The following is a 25,077-nucleotide window of genomic DNA, read 5'->3' on the forward strand; positions in this document are numbered from 1 at the left end:
GCGCCATGTCAGCGTCGCCTCACGGCCGCGTCAGCCGGCCCGTCGAGAGTGGTCGCATCACCACCGCGACACACGAAACGAGGAGCCATGACACTCGACCGACCGACGGCCATCGCCGCGACCGGCCTGCGCAAGTCGTACGGCGAGCAGACCGTCCTCGACGGCATCGACATCTCCGTCCCTGAAGGCACGGTCTTCTCCTTGCTCGGCCCGAACGGCGCCGGCAAGACCACCACCGTCCAGATCCTCTCCACGCTGATCGAGGCCGACGGCGGCAGCGTCCGCGTCGCGGGCCACGACCTGGCGACCGACGCCGACGGCATCCGCGGCGCGATCGGCGTCACCGGCCAGTTCTCCGCCGTCGACAACCTGCTGACCGGCGAGGAGAACCTGCTCCTCATGGCCGACCTCAACCACCTGGACCGGCGCGAGGGCCGGCGGCGGACGGCGGAGCTGCTGGAGCGGTTCGACCTGGTGGACGCCGCCAAGAAGACACCGGCACTGTACTCCGGCGGCATGCGCCGCAAGCTCGACCTGGCGATGACGCTGGTCGGCGACCCCAAGGTGATCTTCCTGGACGAGCCGACGACGGGCCTGGACCCGCGAACCCGGCGCATCATGTGGGACGCCATCCGCGGGCTCGTCGCCGGCGGCGTCACGATCTTCCTCACCACGCAGTACCTGGAGGAGGCAGACGAGCTGGCCGACCGGATCGCGCTGCTCGACCACGGAAAGATCGTCGCCGAGGGCACGTCCGACGAGCTGAAGCGGCTCATCCCGGGCGGGCACATCCGGCTGCAGTTCACCGACCCGGCCGAGCTGGACCAGGCCGCCCGCACGTTCGCCGGCTCCACCCGCGACGACGCGGCGCTGGCCCTGCAGGTCCCCAGCGACGGCGACGTTGACTCGCTGCGAGCCGTCCTCGACCACCTCGACGTCGCCTCCATCGAGGTCGCGTCGCTCACCGTGCACACCCCCGACCTCGACGACGTCTTCCTCGCACTGACCGGCCGGCCGGCCGAGTCAGCCGCCGACGCCGACGACACCCAGCAGAAGGAGACCGTCCGATGAGTGCCCTCGCCCTCGCTGCCCGCGACTCGCGCACCATGCTGCGCCGCAACATGCGCCGGTGGGCCCGCTACCCGGCGATGACCGTGCAGCTGATCGCCCTCCCGGTGATCATGCTGCTGATGTTCGCCTTCGTCTTCGGCGAGACGCTCGGCGCCGGGCTCGGAGGTGCGGCCGGCGACCGCGGCGACTACATCGAATACCTCGTCCCCGGCATCCTCCTGATGACGGTGGCCGCCGCGATCCAGGGCACGGCGATCTCCGTCGCCATGGACATGCACGAGGGCATCATCGCCCGGTTCCGCACCATGGCGATCTCGCGTGGCGCGGTGCTCACCGGGCACGTGATCGGCAGCTTCCTGCAGACGCTGGTCGGCCTGGCCATCGTGTTCGGGGTGGCGCTGCTGATCGGCTTCCGGCCCGACGCGAACATGGCGGAGTGGGTCGCCGCCGTAGGCCTGCTCTGCTTGTTCGCCATCGCGCTGACCTGGCTCGCCGTCGCGATGGGCCTGCAGGCGAAGAGCGTCGAGACCGCGAGCAACACGCCGACGCTCCTGGTGTTGCTGCCGTTCCTGGGCAGTGGGTTCGTCCCGACCGACTCGATGCCGGCCGGCCTGCGCTGGTTCGCCGAGTACCAGCCGTTCAGCCCGGTGATCGAGACGCTGCGCGGCCTGCTGCTGGGCACCGAGATCGGCAACAACGGCGTCCTCGCCTTGGGCTGGACCGCGGTGATCGGGGTGCTCGGCTACTTCTGGGCGCTCAAGCTGTTCCGCCGCCCGCCGGTCCGCTGATCGGCCGGCCCTCCTGGGCCAGCACCGAAGCGGCCAGCTCGCGCAGCCAGGAGTAGGCCGCGTCGCCGTCCAGGCCGGCAAGCTCCCGCTCCGTCTCGGCGAGCAGTTCCGAGGCCGCCCCGTCGCCCAGTGCGGCGCGGGCGGCCTCGTCGGCGTGTACGCCCCCGGGAGCGGACCGGTCGAGCCCGCCGGCCAGCACCTCGACGGCGGCCAGCAGCCGGACGGCGTCGGCCGGCCGGCCCCGGCGCAGCGCGTGGTCGGCGATCCCGACCAGCACCGTCCCGACCGTCTCCTCGTCGCTGTCGTCGCTGCCCAGGACGGCCGCCAGCGCTTCCGCTCGGGCTGCGGCCGCGGCGTCCCACCTCCCCTCCTCGGCGTCCAGCCAGGCCTGGAGCTCCAGCATGATGGCCCGGAACACCGGGTGGACCGGGACGTCCCGCAGCAGCGCGCGCGCACGGGCCAGCTGCTGCCGCGCGGTGACGGTATCGCTCGCCCAGATGGCGAGGCCGGCGCGGTGGAGCGCCATGATGGCCAGGCCGTCGGGCCAGGCGACCTGCTCGGCGTCGCGCTCGGCCCGCGCGACCTCGGCGGCGCTGCCGGCCCGGTCGCCGGCCAGCCACCGCAGCTGGGCGAGCCGGCTGCGCATCATGACGATGTCGTCGACGGTGCCGATCTCGCTGATGGCGACGATGGCCTGCTCGTACTGCTCGATGGCCCGCTTCAGCTCGCCGCGCCGGGCGTACAGGTCCGCGAGCGTGGTGAGCGCGTACGAGATGCCCCACCGCTCGCCGACGGCGCGGAACTCGGCGAGCGCCTGGGTGAGGTCGGCCTCCCGCTCCTGGGCCGGCAGCATCTGTGCCCGCGTCAGCCGCGCCTGGGCACGGAACCACGGGTCGGGGTCCTCCAGCAGCGGCGCCAGTGCGTCGGCGAGGCTCGTGAGCGGATCATGCTCGGGGTCGAGGATCACGCTCAACGGGTCCATGAACCGCAGGAACGGCCCGGGCTTCTCGACGCCGGCGGCCAGCTCGCGGGCCTGGCGTACCCAGTCTGCGGCCTCCCTGAGGTCGCCCACCCCGCTGGTGATCAGAAAGGTGACGACGGCGCACGCGGTGGCCCGTGCCTCGAGGTCGGTGGGGCCGGGCACGGCCAGCGCCTGGATCGCCAGCTCGATCCCGTCGTTCTTGTGGCCGCTGAGCCACCAGTACCAGCCGCAGGCCGCCACCAGCCGTACCGCGTTCTCGGCGTCGCCGGCGGCGCTCGCACGGCGCAGTGCCACCGTGATGTCGTCGTGCACCGCGCGCATCCGGCGCAGCCACTCCAGCTGCTCGGCACGATGCAGGTGCGGTTCGGCGGTCTCGGCCAGCTCGATCAGCCAGCCGATGTGCGCCCGCCGGACGGTGTCGAGCTCGCCCACCTCGTCCAGTCGCTCCAGGCCGTACGCCTTGATGGTCTCGAGCAGCCGGTACCGGGGCGCGTCGCCGTCGTCGTCGACCACCACCAGCGACTTGTCGCTGAGGGAGCTCAGCTCGGCGAGGACGTCGGCGCCGTCGCCGCACACCTGCGCCGCGGCCTCCGCCGTCGCGCCGCCGGCGAACACCGCGAGCCGGCGCAGCGCGACGCGTTCGGGCTCGGGCAGCAGGCCCCAGCTCCAGTCGACGACGGCGCGCAGCGTCTGGTGGCGGGGTAGCGCGGTACGGCTGCCGCCGGTGAGCAGCCGGAATCGGTCGTCCAGCCGGGCGGCCAGCTGCTCGGCGGTCATGGTGCGCAGCCGGGCCGCGGCCAGCTCGATGGCCAGCGGCATGCCGTCGAGCGCGCGGCCGATGCGGGCGACGGCGTGCGCGTCGGCGTCGGTGACGGCGAAGCCCGGGCGGACGGCGCGGGCGCGGTCGACGAGCAGCCGGACGGCGTCGAAGCCCAGCAGGTCACCGGCGTCGCCGTCGCGCTCGGGCGGCAGCGCCAGCGGCTCGACCGGCCAGACCGCCTCGCCGGTGATGCCGAGCGGCTCGCGGCTGGTCGCGAGGATGCGCAGGTCAGGGCATTCGCCGAGGAGCCGGTCGGCCAGCGCCGCGGCGGCGTCGATGACGTGCTCGCAGTTGTCCAGCAGCAGCAGGGCGGTCCGGGTCCGCAGCGCCGCGACCAGGCGGCCGGTGGCGTCGTCGGTGCTGACGCCGAACGTCTGGTCGCGCAGGTCGAGGGCGCCGAGCACCGCGGCGGGCAGGTCGGCGTCATTGGCCACCGGGGCCAGCTCGATCAGCCAGACGCCGTCGGGCATCCGGTCCACCAGTCCTCGCGACGCCTCGCCGGCCAGCCGGGTCTTGCCCGACCCGCCCGGCCCGGTGAGCGTCGTCAGCCGGTACTCGCCGATTAGGTCGCGCACCCGGGCGACGTCGGCGTCGCGGCCGATGAAGCTGGTCAGCGCGGTACGCAGGTTGGTCCGCGGCGGGGCCGGGGACGCAGCCGCCGGTGGCGCGGGCCGTGCCGGTTCGGGGGCGTTCTCGTGCAGCTCACCGCGCAGGATGGCCGTGTGCAGGGCGGCGAGCTCGGCGGACGGGTCGGTGCCCAGTTCGTCGGCGAGCGCCTCACGGATCCGCTCGTAGGCCGCGAGCGCCTCCGCCGGGCGGCCGGCCGCGACCAGCGCCCGCATCAGTTGCCCGGCCAGCCGCTCTCGCAGCGGGTACTCGGCGACCAGCGTGGTCAGTTCGGTGGTCAGCCCGGCGCCGCGGCCCAGGCGCATTGCCGCGTCGGCGCGGTCCTCCGTCGCCGTCAGGCGCAGCTCCTCCAGCCGCGCCCGCGGCGCCTCGAAGAACTCCGACTCCGCGACGTCCAGCAGCGCCGGGCCGCGCCACAGCGCCAGCGCTGCCAGCAGCCTGTCCTCCACCGCGGCGTCGCCGGACGCGGACCGGGCGGCCGCGACCTGCCGCTCGAACCGCGCGGCGTCGACGGCGTCGGGGTCCAGCGCCAGCCGGTAGCCGGCCGGATGCGACTCGATCGCCAGTCCCGGCAGCGCCCGCCGCAGCCGCGACACCAGCGCCTGCAGCGCGTTCGCCGCGCCGGCCGGCGGCTCGTCGCCCCAGATGCCGTCGACCAGCTGGGCCGCCGGGACCAGCCGGCCCGGCTCGAGCGCCAGGATGATCAGCAGCGTGCGCAGCCGCGCGCCGGCCACGTAGATCGACGAGCCGGCGTCGTCGAGGACCTCCAGCGGTCCCAGGATCCCGATGCGCACCGGACGCATTCTGCCGCAGCGGCCCCGCGTCTCCGTCTAAGCGCGCAGCTCGGCGATGACGGCGTCGCTGTACGGCGGCCAGGCCTCGGCCGCCCACCGGCCGAAGTCGCGGCCGGCGAGTGCGATGCAGGCGGCGCCCAGGTCGGGGTCGACCCACAGGAACGTGCCGGCCTGGCCGAAGTGGCCGAACGTGCGCGGCGAGTTGGTGGTCCCCGTCCAGTGCGGCGACTTGCCGTCGCGGATCTCGAAGCCGAGGCCCCAGTCGTTGGGACTTTGCATGCCGAACCCGGGCAGGACGCCGACCAGGCCGGGAAACCGCACCGTCGTCGCCTGCTGGACGGTCGACGGGTCCAGCAGCGTCGGCGCCTGCAGTTCGGCGGCGAAGCGGACGAGGTCGGCGACGGTCGAGCTGGCGCCGGCGGCCGGCGACCCCTCGTAGACCGTCTCCGTCATGCCGAGCGGTTCGAGCAGGCCGTCGCGGACGTACTCGGCGAACGGGATGCCGGAGCGCTTCGCGACGTGGTCGGCCAGCTGCTCGAAGCCGGCGTTGGAGTACAGCCGCCGCCTGCCGGGCGCCCAGGCCGCCTTGTGCTCGTCGAAGGCCAGGCCGGACGTGTGCGCCAGCAGGTGCGCGACGGTGGAGCCCTCGGGCCCGGCGGGGTCGTCGAGGTGGACGGCGCCCTCCTCGACGGCGATGAGCGCGGCGTACGCGGTGATCGGCTTGGTCACCGAGGCCAGCCGGAAGAGCCGGTGCTGGTCGCCGTAGGCCCCGGCCACCGTGCCGTCGGCTCGTACCACCGCCGTCGCCGCGTGGTCGACCGGCCACTGCTCCACGATCCGCACGCTCTCCATGCGCCCGACCTTACGCGTCGCACGCACCGCGATCATTGCGCGCGTGGGCGGCCGTCGGCCTAGGCGTGTTCCCGCTTGACCAGGCATGCATGCCTGGTGAAGCGGTATCAACCCTGCTCAACGTGGTCATTTACTGGGTGAGGCCGCGGCGGACGAGCAGGGGCTCGATCTGCGGGTCGCGGCCGCGGAAGGTGCGGAACGCCTCCATCGCGTCCACGCTGCCACCGCGCGACAGCAGCTCGCGCCGGAAGTGGTCGCCGTTCGGGCGGACCAGGCCGCCGTTCTCCTTGAACCACTCGACGGTGTCGGCGTCGAGGACCTCGCTCCAGATGTAGGAGTAGTAGCCCGCGCTGTAGCCGCCGGCGAAGATGTGCGCGAAGTACGACGTGCGGTAACGCGGCGGCACCGACTCCAGCGCCACCCCGGCCTGCGACAACGCCTCGGCCTCGAACGCCAGCGGATCGTCGACGACGGTGCCGGGCGCTATCTCGTGCCAGGCGAGGTCGAGCAGCGTCGCCGCCAGGTACTCCGTCGTCGCGAAGCCCTCGCCCCAGATCTGCGAGTCGAGCAGCCGCTGGACCAGCTCCTGGGGGAGCGGCTCGCCGGTCTCGTGGTGGACGGCGTAGTTGGCCAGCACCTCGGGCCAGACCGCCCACATCTCGTTGACCTGCGACGGGAACTCGACGAAGTCGCGCAGCACGCTGGTGCCGGAGAACGTCGGGTACGTGACGTCGGAGAACAGGCCGTGCAGGGCGTGGCCGAACTCGTGGAACATGGTGTTGACCTCGTCGAACGTCAGCAGCGCGGGCTCGCCGGCCGGCGGCTTGACGATGTTGAGGTTGTTGACGACGACCGGCTTGGTGCCCAGCAGCTTGGACTGGTCGACGAACGAGTTCATCCAGGCCCCGCCGCGTTTGGAGTCGCGGGTGAAGAAGTCGCCGATGAACAGGCCGAGCCCGCTGCCGTCCTCGTCGAACACCTCGAAGACACGGGCGTCGGGATGGTACGCGACGAGGTCGGGCCGCTCGGTGAACGACAGCCCGTACAGCTTCCCGGCCGCGTAGAACACGCCGTCGCGCAGCACGCGGTCCAGCTCGAAGTACGGCCGCAGCTGCGCGGCGTCGATGTCGTAGGTCTGCCGACGCACCTTGTCGGAGTAGTGCGCCCAGTCCCACGCCCGCAGCTCGAACTCGTCGCCGATGGCCTCCTGCAGCTTCGCCGCCTCGGCGTGCGCGTTGGCGACGGCGGCCGGCGTGAGCTTGCCGAGCATGTCGTGGACGGCTGCGGGCGTCTTCGCCGTCCGGTCCTCCAGCACGTAGGTCGCGTGGTCGGGGTGGCCGAACAGCGCCGCCCGCTCGGCCCGCAGCGTCGCGAGGCGCACGGCGGTCGCGCGGGTGTCGTGTTCGTTGCCGTTGGCGCCGCGGCTCACCGACGCGCGGTGGATGCGCTCGCGCAGCGTCCGGTCGGTGAGTGACGTCAGCACCGGCTGGCCGCTGGGCAGCACGAGCGTGATGACGTACTTCCCCTCCAGGCCGCGCTCGCGGGCCGCCTCGGCCGCGGCCGTGACGGCGTCGGCGGACAGCCCGGCGAGCTGGGCGGCGTCGTCGACGACGACGGCGGAGGCGTTGGTGTCGGCGAGCAGGTCGTTCTGGAACTTCGTCTCCAGCGCGGACAGCTCCTCGTTGATCTCCCGCAGCCGCGCCTGCTGTTCCGCGGTCAGCCCGGCGCCGGCCCGGACGAAGTCGAGGTGGTAGCGCTCGAGCAGCCGCCGCGACTCCGGGTCGAGCTCGTCGGCCGACGGCAGCACCGCCTCGATCCGCGCGAACAGCCGGTCGTCGAGGTGGATGGCGTCGGAGTGCGCGGCCAGCTTGGGCGACACCTCGGCCTGGATGGCCTGGATCTCCTCGTCCGCGTCGGACGACGCCTGGTTGAAGAACACCGCCGCCACCCGCTGCAGGAGCTGCCCGGACCGCTCGAGCGCCACGACGGTGTTCTCGAACGTCGGCGGCTCAGGGTTGGTGGCGATCGCCTCGACCTCGGCCAGCTGCTCGGACATGCCGCGCTCGAACGCCGGCCGGTAGTGGGCGGTCTCGATGCGCTCGAACGGCGGCAGCCGGTAAGGCAGCTCGCTGATCGCGAAGAACGGATTCTGGGCTTCCGCGCCGGGGATGTGCATGGACGCACGCTACCCGAGCAGCGGCGACGGTTCGCGGCCCGGCTCGTCGGCCAGCGGGACCGCCGCCGGCCGCGCGGCCGTCTCGGTGACGCCGACGGCGTGGCCCTCGCGCGCCGATGCGAGCACCGACTCCATGACGTCGAGGACGTGCAGGGCGAGAGCGCCGCTCGTCCGGACGTCGGCCGCCGACGGCGCCGTCATGAGCTCGGCGACGCCGAGGCCGCGCCCGCCCGTCGTGTACCCGGCCGCGACCGGCAGTACCTCCCAGTCCGGCCCGCCGAGCCGGTGCAGCAGCACGTCGCCGTCGAAGTGGTTGGGATCGGGGACGACCAGCGAGCCGTCGGAGCCGTGCACCTCGATCCGCTCCGCCCGCGTAGCGACGGCGTCGAAGCTCATCGTGATGGTCGACAGCGCGCCGGACGCGTGCGTGAGCACGCCTGTGACGTGCGTGGCGACGTCGACGGGGATCCGCTCGCCGGCCCGCGGCCCCCGCCCGATCGTCCGGGTGTCGCGCGGCATGTTGCCGGCGCCCAGCACCGACGCGACCGGCCCGAGCAGCGTGACCAGCGCCGTCACGTAGTACGGGCCCATGTCCAGCAGCGGCCCGCCGCCGGCGGTGTAGTAGAAGTCCGGGTTCGGGTGCCAGCGCTCGTGACCCGGGCAGGCGAAGGTCGCCGTCGCCGCCGTCGGCAGTCCGATCAGCCCGGCATCGATCGCGTGCCGCGCCGTCTGGACACCGGTGCCCAGGACGGTGTCGGGCGCGGCGCCGACGCGCACCCCGGCCCGGTCGGCGGCCGCGAGGATGCGCCGTCCCTCGTCCACCGTCACCGCGAGCGGCTTCTCGTTGTAGACGGCCTTGCCGGCTGCGATCGCCGCCAGCGCGACGGGCGTGTGCCCGGCCGGGGGAGTGAGGTTGAGGACGACGTCGACGGCGGGGTCGGCGACCAGCTCGGCCAGGGACGTCGCCGGCACTCCGTCGAGGTCCGCGACCGCCGCCCGAGCCCGCTCCCCGTCCAGGTCGGCGACCGCGGCCACGCGCACGGCCCTGAGCCTGCGCAGCGTGTCGAGGTACTGCCCGAAGATCGCCCCGGCCCCGACGATCCCGACGCCTATCGACTCGCCCACAGAAGCCCCCTCTCGACGATGGTCCGCACGTTCGCGTCGGCCAGGACGTCCGGCTGGTGGCCGGGAGTCGCGACGAACACCCGGCCCGCGCCCCATTCGCGGGTCCAGACCGCCGGGCAGCGGACCGGGCGGTGCCACGGCTGGTCCGGCCGGGCCGGGTGCGTGGTGGTCGCGAGCACGTCGCTGTACCCGTCGGTGAGCACCCAGTACTGCTCGGTCTCCAGCTCGAAGTCGGCGAGGCCGGCGACGATCGGGTGGCCGGCCCGCTCCGGCACGATCTCGATGCGGTGCCGCAGGTAGTGGTTCTCCTGGGCGCCCGGCACGCACTCGCCGGCCGGCCGGCTCGGATGGGTCGCGAACTGGCCGCCGACCAGGTGCAGGTAGTCGGAACTGGCGCGGAACGCGTCGACGATGCCGCCGTGCCAGCCGGCGAACCCGGTGCCGGCCCGCACCGCCGCCGCCAGCCCGGCCAGCTGCTCGGCGCCGATCTCGCCCATGGTCCAGCACTGCACGACGAGGTCGGTGCCGGCCATGGCCGCTGCGTCGGTGTAGGCGTCCAGCGAGTCGGAGACTCGCACGTCGAACCCGGCCTCGCGCAGGAACGGAATGAACAGCTCGGTCGACTCCACCGGCGCGTGTCCGTCCCAGCCGCCTCGGACGACCAGCGCGTTCCTCATCGTGCTCCTCTCTCCTCGATCGTGAGGCGGTAGAACCGCCGCGCCGTGGCCGACCGCAGCTGCTCGGCGACCTCCGGCCCGTAACCGTCGACGACCTCGACCAGGGCCGACCACACCGGGTCGAACCCGCCGGCCAGCTCCGCGATCGGCCAGTCGCTGCCCAGCATCAGCCGCTCCGGCCCGAACGCCTCGACGGCGTGGTCGACCCAGGGCCGCAGGTCGGTGCCCGGCTCGGGGTAGAGGCCGGACACCTTCGCGTACACCCGCGGGTTCGCCGCGACGGCCGCCAGCAGCTCGCGCCACGGTCCGGCGTCGCCGCCGAACGGCGGCTTGGCCAGGTGGTCGACGACGACGCGCAGCTCCGGCAGCCGCTCGCTCAGCTCCAGCAGCACCTCCAGATGCCGGGGCAGCACGGCGACCAGGTCGAACGGTACGTCCGCACGCTCGAGCACCCGCAGCCCGTCGATGACGGCGGGCTGCAGCAGCCAGTCCGGGTCGGGCCGGTCGTGGATGAGGTTGCGGATGCCGACGAAGCCGGGCCGGGCCGCCAGCTCGGCGAGCCGGTCCTCGGCCCGGGCCGGGTCGTCCAGCGGCACGTAGCCGACGATGCCGAGCACGGCGGGGAACTCCGCGGCGACGGCGAACATCGCGTCGGTGTCCTCGTCGCTGTCGGCCGACTGCACCAGCACCGTCCCGTCGATGCCGTGCCGCTCAAGGTGCGGCGCCAGGTGCTCCGGGCCGTAGTGCCGGTGGATGACGGCGTCGGCCGGATCCATCCACGGATAGGCGACCGCTGCCGGGTCCCAGAAGTGCTGGTGCGCGTCGATCAGCGGCATGCGGCTCCTCCATGGCGTCGATGGCGTCGCGGGCAGGCTACCCGCCGCGGGCCCCGCTACAGTGACCACCGCCGGCCGACGGATCGCCGGCGCGAGGAGAGCCTGTGGACCCCACATCCGGCACGGCCCAGCGAGCCACGCACGTGCTCGAGCTCGGCACCACGCGCGCGGTCGTCTCCGAGTACGCCGCCGCGCTGCGGTCGCTGACGGTCGGCGGGACGGAGCTGATCGAGCCGCACGTCACCGACGGGCCGCCGCCGCTGGCCGCCGGCGCCGTCCTCGTGCCCTGGCCCAACCGCGTCGACGGCGGGCGCTGGCCGCTCAACGGCGTCGAGCAGCAGTTGGAGGTCACCGAGCCGGCGGCCGGGCACGCGGTCCACGGCCTGCTCACGCGCACCCGGTACGGCCGCGATTCGCACACCGCGGCGTCGGTCACGCTGGCCGCTCCCATCGCCCCGCAGCCGGGCTACCCGTTCACGCTCGACACCTCGGTCGAGTACGAGCTCACGCCCGACGGCGTCGTCGTGCGGCACCGGCTGCGCAACGCCGGCACCGACCCCGCACCTGGAGCGCTGGGCATCCACCCGTACCTGCGCATCGGCGACGTCCCGGTCCGTGACCTCACGCTCACCATCCCGGGCGGTCGCGCGTTCCGCCTCGACGACCGCAACATCCCCACCGGCACGTTCGACGTCACCGGCACCCACCACGACCTGCGCGGCGGCGTCCGCGTCGGCGACGGCCCCGAACACAGCTGCTTCACCGACCTCGCCGTCAGCGGTGGCGTCGTGACCAGCTCGCTGCGCGCGCCCGACGGCCGCACGCTCGAGCTGTGGCAGGAGCCAGCGTTCGGCTATGTGCAGCTGTGGGTCACCGACTACTTCCCCGGCCCGGACGGCCCCGCCGACGCCGTCGCCGTCGAGCCGATGACGGCACCACCCAACGCGCTGCGCACCGGCGAGGCGCTGCGCTGGCTGCTGCCCGACGAGTCGTGGACGCTGACCTGGGGGTTGCGGCTGCTGCCCTGACGCTCCGCGAGCCCGTAGGGTGGCGGGATGAGCGCTGACGAGGAACGCGACGGCGTCCCGCTGACCCACCTCGACCAGCCGCTGTCCGACGGTGAGGACGCCACCAAGCGCGACCTCGTCGACTACCTCGACGCCGTGCACGAGCGGATCCTGCCCGAGCTGGCGGACCGGCCGCTGTCGGTGGTCCGGGTCCGGCCCGGCCAGCCCGGCTTCATGCAGAAGAACGTGCCCAAGTACGCGCCGTCGTGGATCCCGACGGTCCAGGTGTGGGCGCAGGCGTCCAAGCGCGAGGTGTCGTACGCGCTGTGCAACGACCGCCGCACGCTGCTGTGGTTCGCCAACCAGCGGGCCGTCGAATACCACCCGACGCTGGTGCGGGCCGAGCAGTGGGAGGTGCCGACGCACCTCATCCTCGACATCGACCCGCCCGAGGGCGAGCCGTTCGCCGTCGCCGCGGCCGCCGCGCACCTCGTCCGCCGGGCGCTGGAGAACGACGGCCTCGCCGGCGCGGTGAAGACCAGCGGCTCGAAGGGCATGCACATCTTCGTGCCGCTGGAGCCGCAGACGCACGAGGACGTCGCCGCCGCCACCCGCGCGCTGGCCGCTCGCGCCGAGCGGCTGGACCCGTCGCTGGCCACCACCGCGTACATCAAGGAGGACCGCGGGGGGAAGGTGTTCCTCGACTCCACCCGGTCCGGCGGCGCCACCGTCGTCGCCGCGTACAGCCCGCGGCTGCGGCCGGGCCTGCCGGTGTCGTTCCCGGTCGCCTGGGACGCTCTCGACTCCGTCACGCCGCGGGACTTCACCATCCACACCGTCCCCGGCCTCCTCGGCGACGCCGACCCGTGGGCGGCGGCCATGCCGGAGCCGCAGCGGCTGCCCGCCGACCTCGTCGAGGAAGGCCACACCATTCCCGTCGCCAGGGTCGCCGCCATGCACGAGGGCAAGCGACGCGCCCGGGAGCGGCAGGAGCGGTAGCGGCCGGCCGCGAGCTCTGACGTCAGTCCCTCATGAAAGCGGTAGCGGCCGGCCGCGAGGTCTGACGTCAGTCCCTCATCAAAATTGCGGCCGCTCAGCGGCGTGCTAAGGTCTGCGGCGGCTGTAGACCACCCAGGAAGAGGAGCAACACAGCATGGCGCAGGGCACTGTGAAGTGGTTCAACGGCGAGAAGGGCTTCGGCTTCATCGAGCAGGACGGCGGCGGCGCGGACGTCTTCGTCCACTACAGCGCGATCGCCTCGAGCGGTTTCCGCACGCTCGAGGACAACGCGCGGGTCGAGTTCGACATCACGCAGGGTCAGAAGGGCCCGCAGGCGGAGAACGTCCGCCCCATCTGAGCCTTCAGCAGCGGCGCCGCGCCCGGTCTGGGACCTCAGGCCGGGACGGTGCCGCCCATGATCTCCGCGCGCAGTGGCCAGTGTGACCAGTAGGCGCCCGTGTAACCCAGCTCGGTGAGCCGCAGCAGGAACGGGTTGTCCGCGTAGTTGTTGTCCTCCGGCGACAGGCCGGGTGCCGTCGGCAGCATCACCCGCGGGCGGTCGTGCAGCGGCACCCATTCCCACAGCAGCTCGAGGCTGGTCAGCCAGCGGTCGCCCGGATGGGTGTTCCGGGCGCCCTCGGGCAGCGCGGGGGAGAAGTAGTACACCGGCCGGAACCCGCCCATCGGGTCGAACATGAACTGCCGCTCGTACTCCACCCGGCTGTGGCACTGGCCCAGCGTCGACAGCAGGATCGGCGCCGTCGCCGTGTTCGACTGCACGCCGGGGACGGCGCGCGTGCCGCCGCTGCGGGCGGCGAGGTCGCGGCCGAGCGGGGAGTACGGGAACGCGCGGATGCCCAGTGTGAACCCGACCACGGTGGCGTCCAGAGAGAGCAGCCCGTCGACGCAGTCGCGCATCGTCTCGGCCGTCTCACCGGGCATGCCGAGCAGCGCCTCGACCATCGTCAGCATCCCGTACTGCTTCGCCAGCTCGCACAGGCGCTCGAGGTCGGCGTAGCCGTAGAAGCGGGTGCCGCGCCCGGTCACCTTCCAGCCGTCCAGGACGTCGTCGCGGACGTGGTCCGGCGCGACGTTGATGCCCGCGCAGCCCGCTTCGGCCAGCAGTTGCGCGTACTCCTCGTCGAACGGCGCCGGCTGCACGTAGATCCACAGCCGCAGGTCGTGCAGCGGCGAGTACCGGTCGGCCCGCTTTCGGCGGACGATCTCGCGCAGCACCGCCTTGCTGTGCGCGATGTTGAGGTTGAACTCGCTGTCGGTGGTGTGCAGGTCGTGCACGCCCTGCGCCGTCAGCAGCTCCATCTCGTCGACGACGGCGGTCTCGGCGCGGCGGGCGAACCGGTTGCCCTTGGCATCGGGCTCGACACAGTGGGCGCAGGCGAACGTGCAGCCGTTCTTCGTCAGGATGTTGCCCAGCCCGCCGCGTTGGTAGTAGGCGAGGTTGTCGACCTTGCGCGGCACGCCGGAGCGGCGCGTGTACGGCGTCGCCCGGTTCACCAGGTCGACCCGGCCGTCGGCCGTCAACGGCGTGCGGTGCGGTATCTGCCGGACGTCGCCCTTGCCGAGGTTGATGATGAGCCCCGGCACCTTCGCCGGCGAGTCGCCGTTCGCCAGCATCGTCGCCAGCTCGACCAGCGTCACCTCGCCCGGCCCCTTGACGCCGTAGTCGATGCCGAACCAGTCCACCAGCGCGAACGGCATCGACGAGAACCCCACCCCGCCGCCCACGATCGGCGCCGTCGTCCAGCGCTGGACCTCGCGCACGATGTCTCGGTGCGAGTCGAGGAAGACCCGCTGCTCCTGCGGGTAGATGGTGTCCGTGTTCCGGAACGTCATGCCCACCAGCAGCGGCCGGCGCTCGGCGAAGTAGGTCGCGACGGTGTGCCGCCACCGGTCGCGCAGCAGCGTCAGGTCGACGACGTCCACCTCGAACCCGGCCGCCTCCAGCGACGTGGTGAGGATGTCGAGCGCGTACGGCGTGATGGGCGGGTGCACAAGGTTCGGGTTCACCAACGTGACGAGCGGGCCGTTCACTTACGCCTCCCCGGGGATGGAGTCGATCAACCAGCCTGACACCCGGGCCGGGCCGTGGGGAGGGGGCCGATTTCCGGCCTCCATGAGACGCAGCTCTGACCTGCACGTTTTCGCAAACTGGACAGGACGCTTCGCGTTCCGTCCTGGCATTTGCATGCGCAACTGATCAGGCTCGATGTGTGAAGATGATCGTCCGCACCGCAGGCGTGACGTCCCCCGAACAGACCGTCGGCTCGGTCATCCGGCAGGCCCGCTGCCGGCTCGGCTACAGCCAGTACGGCATCGCCGACGAACTCGCCCGGATCTCCGGCAATGGCTCGCTCACCCGCGACGAGGTCGCCCGCTGGGAACGGGGCAAACGCATCCCCGGCCCGTACTGGCGGCAGTGGATCAGCCAGGTCCTGGACGTGGGCTCGACGGACCTGGAGCGGGCCGCCCGGGCGGCGCGGCAGGCTCGCCGGGCGCGAGTACCGCAGTGAAGTGCCGCAGCGGCCCGGTCTGCTCGACGATCCGGTAATCCGGGATCTCCGCCGCCTTCGCCACCACGGTGCCCGCCGTCTCGGCGACGTACTCGAGATGGCTCTTGGTGTAGACCCTCCTGGGGAGGGCGAACCGGACCAGCTCGCGCGGCGCCGGCAGGTCGTCGCCGCCGTCCGGATGGGGCCGGCCGAACACCAGGGTCCCCAGCTCGGACACCCGCACGGCACCGGCCAGGTACAGCTCGTTGGCCAGCGCCGTCGCCGGAAGCCGGTGCGGCGGCACGTGTGGCAGCAGCGCCGCGGCGTCGACGTACACGGCGTGGCAGCCGGTCGGCTGCAGGACCGGCAGTCCGGCCTCGGCCAGCCGGTCGCCGAACCAGCGCGCGGTCTGCGCGCGGTAGCGCAGGTAGTCCGGGTCGGTCACCTCGAGCAGGCCCTGGGCCAGCACGTCCAGGTCGCGGCCGGCCAGCCCGCCGTACGTCGGGAATCCCTCGACCTCGATCAGCTGGTCGCGGCAGCGGCGCGCCAGCTCGGCGTCGCGCAGCGCTATCAGGCCGCCGATGTTCGCCACGCCGTCCTTCTTCAGACTCGCCCAGCAGCCGTCGGCCAGCGCGAACACCTCGCGCGCGACGTCGCGGGGCGGCCGGCCGGCGTGCGCGGGGTCACGCTCGGTGATGAGGTAGGCGTTCTCCGCGAACCGCGACGCGTCCAGCAGCAGCGTCACGCCGTGCCGGTCGCACAGCCGGCGGACCGCGGTCACGTTGTCCATCGACACCGGCTGCCCGCCACCGGCGTTGTTCGTGACCGTCAATACCACGCAGCGCACGCGGGCGCCGTCGGGACCTGACAGCAGCTCCCGCAGCGCGGGGACGGAGATATCGCCGCCGAACGGCGCGGGGGCGTCGTGCTCCGCCGGGAGGTCGACGGCGACCGCGCCGGCCGCCTCCACGCTGGCCCGCGTCGTGTCGAAGTGGGTGTTGGCGACGGAGACGTCGCCGGGCCGCAGCAGCCGGCCGAGCAGGATCCGCTCGGCCGCCCGGCCCTGGTGCGCCGGGATCACCTCGGGGTACCCGGTGAGCTCGCGCACCACCGTCTCGAACCGCTCGTACGAGCGCGCACCCGCATACGACTCGTCGCCGGTCATCAGGGCCGCCCACTGCGCCGCTGACATCGCGCTCGTCCCGGAGTCGGTGAGCAGGTCGATCGTGATCGCCCGGGCCGGCACCCGGAACAGGTTGAAACCGGCGTCGCTGAGCATGCGGCGGCGTTCGAGCAGGCTGGGGAACGGGATCGGCTCGACGGCCTTGATGCGGAACGGCTCCATGAACGCGGGCACCGGCGCACTCCCTCCGCCGTCCGGACTGTCACGTCCGAGTGTGGGCGTCCGGGGACACGCCTGGCAGGGGCCAGTTTCGCAGATGACCGACACTGTGACACTTTCGGCGCTATTGTGACACTCCATGGGGGTGACGGGTGGAGGAGCAGGGACTAGCCTGCGAATCGATCTTGTCTGATTTTTGCGGATCCACGGTGCGGTGCCGTACGGGGGGAGCGCCCGCGGGGGAGACCACCATGACGACTGTGCCGCTCGACCGATATCCGTTGTTCACGTCACACGATCTGGACCATGCGCGCGACGTGGTCGGGCGGATCTTCACGCCGCACCGGCTCGACCTGCTCGGCCGGTCCACCGAGCTGAGCGCCCAGATGAACACGCGCCGCATCGAGCGCGTCGCCGCGAACTACATCACCTACGGCGGCGACGTCCTCATCCAGCCCGGCGAGCTGGGCTCGTTCTTCGTCGTTCAAGTGCCGCTGTCCGGCCGTAGCCTGGTCCGGTACGGCGGCGAGGAGCTGCTGTCCACCCCGGACGTCGCCTCCGTGATCTCGCCGACGGTGCCGCTGACGCAGCGCTGGTCGGCCGACTGCGCGCAGCTCATCCTGCGAGTGGAGCGGTCGGCGCTCGAGGCACACCTGCGCACCATCATCGAGGCGCCCCTGCCGGAGCCGATCCGGTTCGAGCCGAGCATGGACGTGCGCTCCGGGTCGGGGCGGCGCTGGCTGTCGGTGTTCCGGCTGCTGGTCGATGAGCTGGACCGGCCCGACGACAGCCTGATCAACTGGCAGGTCGTAGCGGCGGAGTACGAGGACTGGCTGATGACCGGCCTGCTGAGGGCCCAGCCGAACAACTACTCCGAACTGCTCGACGCACCGACGCGCTCGCCCGTCCCGCACCGTGCGGTGTCGATCGCGCGCGACTACATCGAGAGCCACCCGGAGTGGCGGCACACCGTGACGAGCCTGGCCAAAGAGGCGCGGGTCGGCGTGCGGGCGCTCCAGATCGCGTTCCGCCAGCACATGGGCACGACGCCGCGGGCCTACCTGACCCAGGTCCGCATGCAGCGCGCCCACGAGGAGCTGCTCGCCGCCCAGCGCGACATGACCACGGTGAACAGCGTGGTCGCGAGGTGGGGCCTGGGCCATCCCGGCCGCTTCGCCAGGGCGTACTACGCCCTCTTCGGTGAGTTGCCGTCAGAGACACTCGCGCGGTGAATGGGCGGCGCCATGACCCGGACACGGACATGAGCGCCGCGCCACTGGACCGCTTCCCGGTCCTGCGCTCGGCCGACGTCGAGCACACCCGGGAGGTCATCTACCACTTCGTCCACCGCCACCCGATCGAGCTGGTGCGGCCCGACGACGGCCTCGACGCGTGCATCAACGGCCGGCGGCTCGACCGCATCGGGGCCGCCTACCTGGCGTTCGGCGCCGAGACCCGCACCGATCCCGGCCGGCTGGACTTCTACCTGCTCCAGCTCGTGCTCTCCGGGTCGTACACGGTGTGGCTGGGCGACCGCGAGATCCGGGCGGAGCCGGGCGCGGCGGTCGTGCTGTCGCCCGGCGACGACGTCCGCACCTGGTGGTCCGCCGACTGCGGGCTGCTGTGCTTCCGGATAGGCGCGGCGGACTACCGCGACCACCTCGCCGGGCTGCTGGCCCGTCCACTGGATGAGGAGCTGCGGTTCGAGCCCGAGATGGACCTGCTCCACGGGCGCGGCCGCGATCTCAACGTCGGCATCATCCGGCCGCTCACCCAGCGGCTCAACCAGGTGTTCGGGCTGATCGCCCACTCCGTCCTGGCCCGGCAGCTGGAGGACACGCTGCTCACCGGGCTGCTGCGGGCTCAGCCGCACACGTACTCGGGCTCGCTCGGCTGAGGCGGCTCCGGCCGCCCGGGCGTCGGCGTCAGCCGAACAGGTCGAGCTGCGGGGCGAGGATGCGGGCCTCGTCCACCAGCGACCGGACGGCGGGCAATGCCGCTCCGACGTCGGCGACGGTGACCCGGTTGTCGCGGCCGACCGGGCGGCCCAGGCTCAGCTGCCGCTGGCGCAGCAGCTCGAGGTGCCCGAACCGGTCGCCGAACTGCGCGATGACGCACCGCCCGACGACGTCGCCGTCGGCGCCCGGTGCGGGGCGGAGTCCCTGTGCGGCCAGCAGTCCGCAGCCCACCAGCTGTGCCGCCTGGCAGACCAGCACGAACGCCGAGCCGGCCGACGCCGCCATGACGTCCTCCGCTGCCGTCAGGTGGTGTGCGGCCAGGTCGAGGTAGGGCCGGGCGTCGGCGGCCGGCCCGCTGAACAGCTCCAGCCGGTTGCCGGCCAGCAGCTCGGCGACGACGTCGGCGCCGGCCGGCCATGTGCCGGTCCCGGCCGACACGCAGTCGGCGGCCGCCGGCGGCGCGACGTGGACGACCGGCAGACTGCCGCGCTGGCGCGGGATCCGGACCCGCTCCAGCTGGTGCGTCCGCGGCGCGGTCCGCAGCGCCAGGTGCGGGCCGCGGCCGGCCGGTGCGCGGTGAGCGCCGTTCTCCGGCCGTCCGATCAGGGCGAACGCGACGCGCCGGCGCAGCCGGCGCTCGGCCCGCCGGGCCGCCGCGACCAGCTCCGGCCGGCCGGGCGTGTGGTGCTCGTCGGGGGTGAGCCGCACCTGGATGACGTCCGGCTCCGGCCCGACGACGCCGGTGAACCGCTCCGCCCAGGTGCCGGTCAGCGCGATCCGTGCGACGCCGGCGACCCGCCCGAACTCCTCGCCGACGATCTGCGGCACGCCGTACGTGCCGCGGATCAGCTCGGTGAGCGGGGCGATCGTGGCGCGGTCTGTGGCCGCCCGCATCAGCCGGATGGCGCCGTCGTTGCGCCGGACCAGGATGCCGGCGTCCTCGAGCAGCTTGGCCTCCTTCGACACCGAGGCGAGCGAGCCGCCTGCGTGTTCGGCGAGCTCCGTCAGGCTGAAGGCGCGATCGGGGTTCAACAGCGTGGCCGCGAGGATTCCGGCTTGGACGCGCGACCGGAACACCGGCAGCAGTGCCGGGGTGCCCTGCGGCCGGCGTGCCGTTCCGTTCTGCGGCGGCGGGGTGACCGCCGCCGCGTGTCCCAGCCGGCTCTGCCGCCGGGCCACCGCCGCGCCGGCGTCGAGGCGGTCGGCCGGGACCTCCAGGACCACGGCGAGCCACTGCCGCCACTCGCGTCGCGGCACCTGCCTGCCGCGCTCCCAGCGGGCGACGCGATCGCGGCCCATCGTGGGTTTGCCGGAGACCGCCGCGAGACGGTCCGCCAGCGTGTACTGGCTCATGCGCAGGCGTTGCCGGGCTGAGCGGATCATCTGTCCGATGGGCAGATCCGGGTCGCCGTGAGATTCCGCGTTCATGTCTGCACACACCTCTTCCGGAAGCCCTGCTCCGGGGTATTGCGCTGGGCTTCTGCTCGGAGATTACGGCGATCTTCGCCGCCTCGCCGGTGCAGTTCGCGACGAAGGCTGTCCACTTTGCGAAAAGGGTCGGTTCATCCGATGAGGCCGACGTTTCACCTGGTCAGAGGCGTGTCTGTGGTCAGAAACTCGTCCCCTGCACGCACCGGCGCGGTGCCGTCACGCTGACCTCAGCAATGCCACTGGGAGTGTGCGAAATGAGCCGACGAGGAATGCGACTCGACGACATGCTGGCCGGCGACGGCGCGTCGATTCGCGAATGCCTGACCATCATCGACACGCACGACGTGGGGACTGTTTTCGTCGTGGACCATGCCGGGCGGTTGTCCGGCGTCGTGGGGGAGCGGGAGATCCGGCGGGCGCTGATCTCCGGCGCGCAGCCCGACGACCCCGTCGCGGGCCTCGTCGGCTCGCCGTCGGCGACCGCCCGGCCGGAGGAGGGCCGGGCCGAGGTCCTCGACGTCATGCGCGCCCTCGGCGTCGGCGAGATCCCCATCGTCGACGGCGACGGCCGCGTGGTCGGCGTTCACGTCGACACCGACGTCGTCGGGGCCGAGCCGCTGCCGCACTGGGCGGTCGTCATGGCCGGCGGGCGCGGCACCCGCCTGGCGCCGCTCACCGACGCCGTCCCGAAACCGATGCTGCCGGTCGCGGGCCGGCCGATCCTGGAGCGCATCGTGCTGCACCTGGTCGGGTCGGGGATCCGGCGGATCTTCCTGTCGGTGAACTACCTCGGCGACATCGTCGAGCAGTACTTCGGCGACGGGACCGCCTACGGGTGCACGATCGACTACCTGCGGGAGGAGCCGGACCGGCCGCTCGGCACCGGCGGCGCGCTGGGCCTGCTGGACGACCTCGGCGAGCGCCCGGACGCCCCGGTCCTGCTGATGAACGGCGACCTCGTCACCGGCTTCTCCGTCGCCGACCTGCTGGCGGCGCACGAGGCACTCGGCGGCGTGGCCACCATCGCCACCGCCGAGTACGAGCACCAGATCCCGTTCGGCGTCCTCGAGTCCGACGCCGGCCGGCTGATCCGGATCGTCGAGAAGCCGCGCCGCTCCTGGGCCGTCAACGCCGGCATCTACGTCCTCTCGCCGTCCCTGATGGCCCGCGTCCCGCGCGGCAAGCTGTTCCCGATCACCCGCTTGTTCGACGACTGCCTGGCCAGTGGCGAGCGGATCGGCCTCTGGCCGCTGCGCGACTCCTGGCAGGACATCGGCCGCCCCGACGAGCTCGCCCACGCCCGCGGTCAGCGCTGAGCAATGCCGTGAGGGCACCGGCGCCCGGACCAACTCGATTGTGCGAATGCCTATTATAGTCTGCTGACCTAGGGGCGGACTCCCGTCACGCTAGTCAGCGTGGCGAACGGCGGCCGACCCGAAGACTCACTCGGCTTCCTGGCCCGTCCTCCAGGGGCGATCTCGGATTGCTGGCGGGAGCAGTTCATCAGGTAGCAGGTCAAGTAATTCGATCTCGAGTGCACGGGAGATGGCCAGTAGCGTAGCGAGCCCGGGGTTGCCAGGCCCCGGTTGCGGGTTGCCTGACCCGTCGCGAGCGTTGTTTCGCGCGTTCTCGATGTTCTGGATGTGGTTCCGACTGATCTTGGCCAGGTGTGCTAGTTGTTCCTGGCTGAGCTTTCGGCCGTCATCGGTCTTGAACAAGCCGCGCGCAGCGCGGAGCCTGTCTCCGAGCTTCACGGCAAGCGCCGGCCAATCTGCCGGGAGCGCGCGCCGTTCCGTCACGCCATCGAGCCTGGCTGAGCCGGAGAGCAAAGGCAGCCCACAATAGTAGGCATTTGCCCACTATGATGGGCGCGGCCTGTATCGAGCTGAGCGAGGTGGCAAGTGGGTCAGTCTGCTGGCGTGTCGGCTGAAGCCCGGGGGTGATGTGCGAGCTTGTGGCGCGGGGGCGTCCCCTTGCTGTGCATCCTGTAGTAGGCATACGCTACCTGAAATATCAAGTTCACCCCTTGATACGTGATGTTAAGGCGGGGTTCAACTATGAGCCTGAGCGTGAACATGCAGCGTCGGCCCGGGTCTCGTCCAGATTCTGACCACGGGGTCCCCATTCTCGGCATCTCGAATCTGACCGTACGGTTCCCGAGGCGCTATGGTGACGTCGCTGTCCTCGACCGGGTTGGGCTCAGCATCGGCCCCGGCGAGTCGCTGGCCATCGTCGGCGAGTCTGGCTGCGGCAAATCCCTTCTCGGCCTGGCCGCCGCGAACATGTTGCCACCGACGGCCGAGGTCGCCGGGGAGGTGCTCTTCCGTGGCCGCGACCTCTACGGCATGCGCGGACGCGAGCGCCGTGCCGTCCGGGGTGCCGGCATCGGCATCGTCTACCAGGACGCGTTGACCAGCCTCAACCCCGGCATGAGCATCGGTGCGCAGTTGCGCCAGGTGTGTCGGCTGGGGTCTCCCTACACGCCGGCCGACCTCCTCGACGCGGTCGGACTGCCTGACGCGCGTGTCCTCAAGGCGAAGCCGTACCAGCTGTCCGGCGGGCAGCGGCAGCGGGTCCTGATCGCGCTCGCGCTGGCCCGCGAGCCCGACCTGCTCATCGCCGACGAGCCCACGACAGCGCTCGACGTCACGGTCGAGTCGAAGATCATCGAGCTGCTCCAGCGGCTGCAGGCCGAACACGACTTCGCGCTGTTGTTCATCAGCCACGACCTCGCCATTGTCGCCCGGCTGTGCCAGCGGGTCGCCGTCATGTATGGCGGCCAGCTGGTCGAGACCGGCCCTACGGCGGAGGTCCTGGCGAATCCGCGGCACCCGTACACCGCTGGGCTGCTCGCCGCGAGCACCAGCCTCGACGAGGGCCACGGCACGCTGGCGACCATCCCCGGCTTCGTCCACCCGCCGACCGGGTTCCCCAGCGGCTGCCGGTTCCGCGACCGCTGCTCGCACGCCCAGGACGATTGCGCTGTCCGCCCGGCGCTGTCCGCGGGCACGAGACGCCTTGCTTGCCATCACCCCGTCGGCCTGGTGGACGGTGACCGATGACGGCCGTCGACGCGCCGCGCGCCGCGGACGACGTCGCGGCGGTGCCGATCTTCGAGGGCCGCGACCTCGTCGTCGACTACCACTCCCGCGGGCAGGTGCATCGAGCGCTGAACCGGGTTTCCCTCAGCATCGCCGAAGGCGAGGCCGTCGGGCTCATCGGCGAGTCCGGATCCGGCAAGACCACGCTGGCGCGGACGCTGCTGGGGCTGATCCGGCCCGTGCACGGCCAGGTGACGTTCCGCGGCCAGGACGTCTACGCCCTGAAGAGCGTTCCGCGCTACCGCATGCTGGGCCGCGACGCCTCCCTGGTGTTCCAGGATCCGCGTAGCTCGCTCAATCCGCGGCTGACCGTGGGTGCGGTGGTACGTGACCCGCTCACCGTCCAGCGCATCGGCACGCGGGCGCAGCGCGCTGCCCGGGTCGCCGAGCTGCTCGAGAGCGTTGGGCTCCCGGCCCAGCTGATGAGCCGGCCCGTACGCGCTCTCTCCGGCGGCCAGCTGCAGCGCGTGGCGCTGGCCCGCGCCCTCGCCGTCGAACCCGGCATCATCGTCGCCGACGAACCCACGTCGGCCCTCGACGTGTCCGTCCAGGCGCAAATCCTCAACCTCATCCAGCAGGTCCGGGCCACGCGCCGGCTCGCTCTGCTCGTCGTGTCACACGACATCCGCGTCATCCGCTACCTGACAGACCGGACCGCCGTCATGTACAAGGGCGAGATCGTCGAGCTCGGCCCCACGGCGGAGGTCCACGACCACCCGCAACACGAGTACACCCAGACGCTCCTGACCTCCGTGCCCAGCCTCAGCCGCTGGCCGGCGTGAACTCGTCCCCTGGCTGATCACCCGTGCGCTCACGACCCTGGGTGGTGACGAACCAGCCCGAGCAAGGGGGCAACAGTGACGCGCACGGATAGCGACAGCGTTCGGGTCGAGCTGGTGGGCTGCGCCGGCCTCGGCTCCCACATCTCGGTCGATCGATCGGCCGTGGCCGAAGGCCGCCTGAAGATCCAGTTTGGTGCCGGCTACGAGCACTTCGACCTCGACCACTTCACCGACACCAACGACGACGGCGAACCTGTGGCGGTGTTCGTCTGGACCGACCGCACCTGGATCGCCGAGTGAGCGGCGACTGGTCGGGCCTGGCCACGGCGCGGTCACTGCTCTTCGTGCCCGGCAACCGCCCCGAGCGGTTCGCCAAGGCGGCCGAGAGCGGCGCCGACGACATCGTCCTGGACATCGAGGACGCGGTCGCGCCGGACGCCAAACCGGAGGCGCGGAAGAACATCGGCACCTGGCTGGCGAACGGCGGTTCTGGCGTCGTGCGGATCAACGACCAGGGCACGCCCTGGTACGAGGACGACCTCGCGATGCTCGCGGACTGGCCGTGCGCCGTCATGGTGCCGAAAGTGACGGCACCGGACCAGGTATGGGAGGTCCTCGACCGGCTGCCGCGCGGATCATGCGTGCTGCCGCTCATCGAGACCGCGGCGGCGGTTCTCGGCGCTCGCACTATCTGCTCGGTGCCGGGGACTCTTCGCGCCGTCTTCGGCAATGCCGACCTCGGCCGCGAACTCGGCGTCGACCACGCCGACCCCTCAGCCATGGCCGCGGCCCGGTCGATGGTCGTGCTCGCCTCCGCCGCCGCGCACCTCCCGCCGCCGGTCGACGGCGTCACGACCGCCTTGACCGATGAGAAGAAGGTCACGATCGACTCCGAGCACGCGGTTGGGCTCGGATTCGGTGGCAAGCTCTGCCTGCATCCCCGGCAGGTGCCGGTCGTGAACGCCGCCTTCAGCCCCTCCACTGAAGACGTCCGCTGGGCCGAAGAGGTCGTCGCCGCTGCCGGCGACGGCTCGGTCGCCGCTCTCGACGGCAACGTGGTCGGCAAACCGATCGTCGATCGGGCACGCCGGATCCTGCTGCAGGTGCGGGCGTGACGGATGGCACGGTCCAACGACGTCGATCGTCGTCGCCGCGCACGCTAGAATCCTGAATCAGGCGGTTCATTAAATGAAACAGTC

23 protein-coding genes are annotated in these 25,077 nt (G+C 72.3%); 13 read left to right on the forward strand and 10 right to left on the reverse strand.

Annotated elements, in window-relative coordinates:
* Positions 1-87: 87 nt before the first annotated feature.
* Together E1262_RS08590 and E1262_RS08595 are read left to right on the forward strand one after the other, a co-directional pair.
* Positions 88-1,071 (forward strand): ATP-binding cassette domain-containing protein, encoded by a 984-nt coding sequence (locus tag E1262_RS08590; RefSeq protein ID WP_132102715.1) that lies wholly within the window; start codon positions 88-90, stop codon positions 1,069-1,071.
* Positions 1,068-1,859, forward strand: coding sequence for an ABC transporter permease (locus E1262_RS08595; protein ID WP_132102716.1), 792 nt, complete (start codon positions 1,068-1,070; stop codon positions 1,857-1,859). The genes E1262_RS08590 and E1262_RS08595 overlap by 4 nt, the downstream gene beginning before the upstream one ends.
* Here E1262_RS08595 and E1262_RS08600 read toward each other — a convergent pair.
* The 6 genes from E1262_RS08600 to E1262_RS08625 form a co-directional block, all read right to left on the reverse strand.
* Positions 1,828-5,082, reverse strand: coding sequence for an AfsR/SARP family transcriptional regulator (locus E1262_RS08600; protein ID WP_132102717.1), 3,255 nt, complete (start codon positions 5,080-5,082; stop codon positions 1,828-1,830). The genes E1262_RS08595 and E1262_RS08600 overlap by 32 nt on opposite strands.
* Positions 5,083-5,118: 36 nt before the next feature.
* On the reverse strand, positions 5,119-5,934 hold the full coding sequence (locus E1262_RS08605; protein WP_132102718.1) for a serine hydrolase domain-containing protein: 816 nt from the start codon (positions 5,932-5,934) through the stop codon (positions 5,119-5,121).
* Between the two features lie 130 nt (positions 5,935-6,064).
* A complete protein-coding gene (locus tag E1262_RS08610; RefSeq protein WP_132102719.1) occupies positions 6,065-8,110 on the reverse strand; it encodes a M3 family metallopeptidase in 2,046 nt (681 codons plus the stop codon).
* 9 nt (positions 8,111-8,119) lie between these two features.
* Entirely contained in the window at positions 8,120-9,235 is a 1,116-nt protein-coding gene (locus E1262_RS08615) for a Gfo/Idh/MocA family protein (RefSeq protein ID WP_203453692.1), read from the reverse strand.
* Positions 9,220-9,912 carry a ThuA domain-containing protein gene (locus E1262_RS08620; RefSeq protein WP_132102721.1) on the reverse strand — a complete coding sequence of 231 codons (693 nt, stop codon included), beginning with the start codon at positions 9,910-9,912 and terminating at the stop codon, positions 9,220-9,222. Before E1262_RS08620 ends, E1262_RS08615 begins: the two co-directional genes overlap by 16 nt.
* The gene (locus E1262_RS08625) at positions 9,909-10,748 is read right to left on the reverse strand and encodes an amidohydrolase family protein (RefSeq protein ID WP_162605822.1); all 840 of its coding nucleotides are present in this window, start codon (positions 10,746-10,748) and stop codon (positions 9,909-9,911) included. The genes E1262_RS08620 and E1262_RS08625 overlap by 4 nt, the downstream gene beginning before the upstream one ends.
* A gap of 104 nt (positions 10,749-10,852) precedes the next feature.
* Here E1262_RS08625 and E1262_RS08630 point away from each other — a divergent pair, with 104 nt between their 5' ends.
* The 3 genes from E1262_RS08630 (at position 10,853) to E1262_RS08640 (ending at position 13,112) form a co-directional block, all read left to right on the forward strand.
* Positions 10,853-11,776 (forward strand): aldose 1-epimerase family protein, encoded by a 924-nt coding sequence (locus tag E1262_RS08630; protein ID WP_132102723.1) that lies wholly within the window; start codon positions 10,853-10,855, stop codon positions 11,774-11,776.
* 27 nt (positions 11,777-11,803) lie between these two features.
* The gene (locus tag E1262_RS08635; RefSeq protein ID WP_132102724.1) at positions 11,804-12,754 is read left to right on the forward strand and encodes a DNA polymerase domain-containing protein; all 951 of its coding nucleotides are present in this window, start codon (positions 11,804-11,806) and stop codon (positions 12,752-12,754) included.
* Positions 12,755-12,908: 154 nt separating this feature from the next.
* Positions 12,909-13,112 carry a cold-shock protein gene (locus E1262_RS08640; RefSeq protein ID WP_046768089.1) on the forward strand — a complete coding sequence of 68 codons (204 nt, stop codon included), beginning with the start codon at positions 12,909-12,911 and terminating at the stop codon, positions 13,110-13,112.
* Between the two features lie 35 nt (positions 13,113-13,147).
* Here E1262_RS08640 and tsrT read toward each other — a convergent pair whose 3' ends face one another.
* Positions 13,148-14,806, reverse strand: a complete 1,659-nt coding sequence (tsrT, locus tag E1262_RS08645; RefSeq protein ID WP_132102725.1) for a tryptophan 2-C-methyltransferase — start codon at positions 14,804-14,806, stop codon at positions 13,148-13,150.
* Positions 14,807-14,991: 185 nt separating this feature from the next.
* On the opposite strand from tsrT, the gene E1262_RS08650 reads away from it, so the two are divergent.
* Entirely contained in the window at positions 14,992-15,285 is a 294-nt protein-coding gene (locus E1262_RS08650; RefSeq protein ID WP_132102801.1) for a helix-turn-helix domain-containing protein, read from the forward strand.
* Here E1262_RS08650 and E1262_RS08655 read toward each other — a convergent pair.
* On the reverse strand, positions 15,197-16,621 hold the full coding sequence (locus E1262_RS08655) for a tryptophanase (RefSeq protein ID WP_203453694.1): 1,425 nt from the start codon (positions 16,619-16,621) through the stop codon (positions 15,197-15,199). The genes E1262_RS08650 and E1262_RS08655 overlap by 89 nt on opposite strands.
* Before the next feature lie 236 nt (positions 16,622-16,857).
* Here E1262_RS08655 and E1262_RS08660 point away from each other — a divergent pair, with 236 nt between their 5' ends.
* Positions 16,858-17,838 carry an AraC family transcriptional regulator gene (locus tag E1262_RS08660; RefSeq protein ID WP_132102726.1) on the forward strand — a complete coding sequence of 327 codons (981 nt, stop codon included), beginning with the start codon at positions 16,858-16,860 and terminating at the stop codon, positions 17,836-17,838.
* A gap of 29 nt (positions 17,839-17,867) precedes the next feature.
* Positions 17,868-18,503, forward strand: a complete 636-nt coding sequence (locus tag E1262_RS08665) for a cupin domain-containing protein (RefSeq protein ID WP_132102727.1) — start codon at positions 17,868-17,870, stop codon at positions 18,501-18,503.
* Positions 18,504-18,531: 28 nt separating this feature from the next.
* On the opposite strand, the gene E1262_RS08670 is transcribed toward E1262_RS08665, so the two are convergent.
* On the reverse strand, positions 18,532-19,992 hold the full coding sequence (locus E1262_RS08670; protein WP_132102728.1) for a helix-turn-helix domain-containing protein: 1,461 nt from the start codon (positions 19,990-19,992) through the stop codon (positions 18,532-18,534).
* A gap of 272 nt (positions 19,993-20,264) precedes the next feature.
* On the opposite strand from E1262_RS08670, the gene E1262_RS08675 reads away from it, so the two are divergent.
* Positions 20,265-21,311, forward strand: coding sequence for a sugar phosphate nucleotidyltransferase (locus E1262_RS08675; RefSeq protein WP_162605823.1), 1,047 nt, complete (start codon positions 20,265-20,267; stop codon positions 21,309-21,311).
* 126 nt (positions 21,312-21,437) lie between these two features.
* Here the strand turns inward: E1262_RS08675 and E1262_RS08680 are convergent, their stop codons facing one another.
* Positions 21,438-21,794, reverse strand: coding sequence for a helix-turn-helix domain-containing protein (locus E1262_RS08680; RefSeq protein ID WP_132102730.1), 357 nt, complete (start codon positions 21,792-21,794; stop codon positions 21,438-21,440).
* Between the two features lie 276 nt (positions 21,795-22,070).
* On the opposite strand from E1262_RS08680, the gene E1262_RS08685 reads away from it, so the two are divergent.
* The 4 genes from E1262_RS08685 to E1262_RS08700 all read left to right on the forward strand — a co-directional run bounded on the left by E1262_RS08685 (position 22,071) and on the right by E1262_RS08700 (position 24,993).
* A complete protein-coding gene (locus E1262_RS08685) occupies positions 22,071-23,057 on the forward strand; it encodes an ABC transporter ATP-binding protein (RefSeq protein WP_238992879.1) in 987 nt (328 codons plus the stop codon).
* Entirely contained in the window at positions 23,054-23,878 is an 825-nt protein-coding gene (locus E1262_RS08690; protein WP_132102732.1) for an ABC transporter ATP-binding protein, read from the forward strand. Before E1262_RS08685 ends, E1262_RS08690 begins: the two co-directional genes overlap by 4 nt.
* A gap of 75 nt (positions 23,879-23,953) precedes the next feature.
* On the forward strand, positions 23,954-24,178 hold the full coding sequence (locus E1262_RS08695) for a DUF5988 family protein (RefSeq protein WP_132102733.1): 225 nt from the start codon (positions 23,954-23,956) through the stop codon (positions 24,176-24,178).
* On the forward strand, positions 24,175-24,993 hold the full coding sequence (locus E1262_RS08700; protein ID WP_132102734.1) for an HpcH/HpaI aldolase/citrate lyase family protein: 819 nt from the start codon (positions 24,175-24,177) through the stop codon (positions 24,991-24,993). Before E1262_RS08695 ends, E1262_RS08700 begins: the two co-directional genes overlap by 4 nt.
* Positions 24,994-25,077 lie beyond the last annotated feature (84 nt).

This window comes from Jiangella aurantiaca (assembly GCF_004349105.1).
GTDB lineage: Bacteria > Actinomycetota > Actinomycetes > Jiangellales > Jiangellaceae > Jiangella > Jiangella aurantiaca.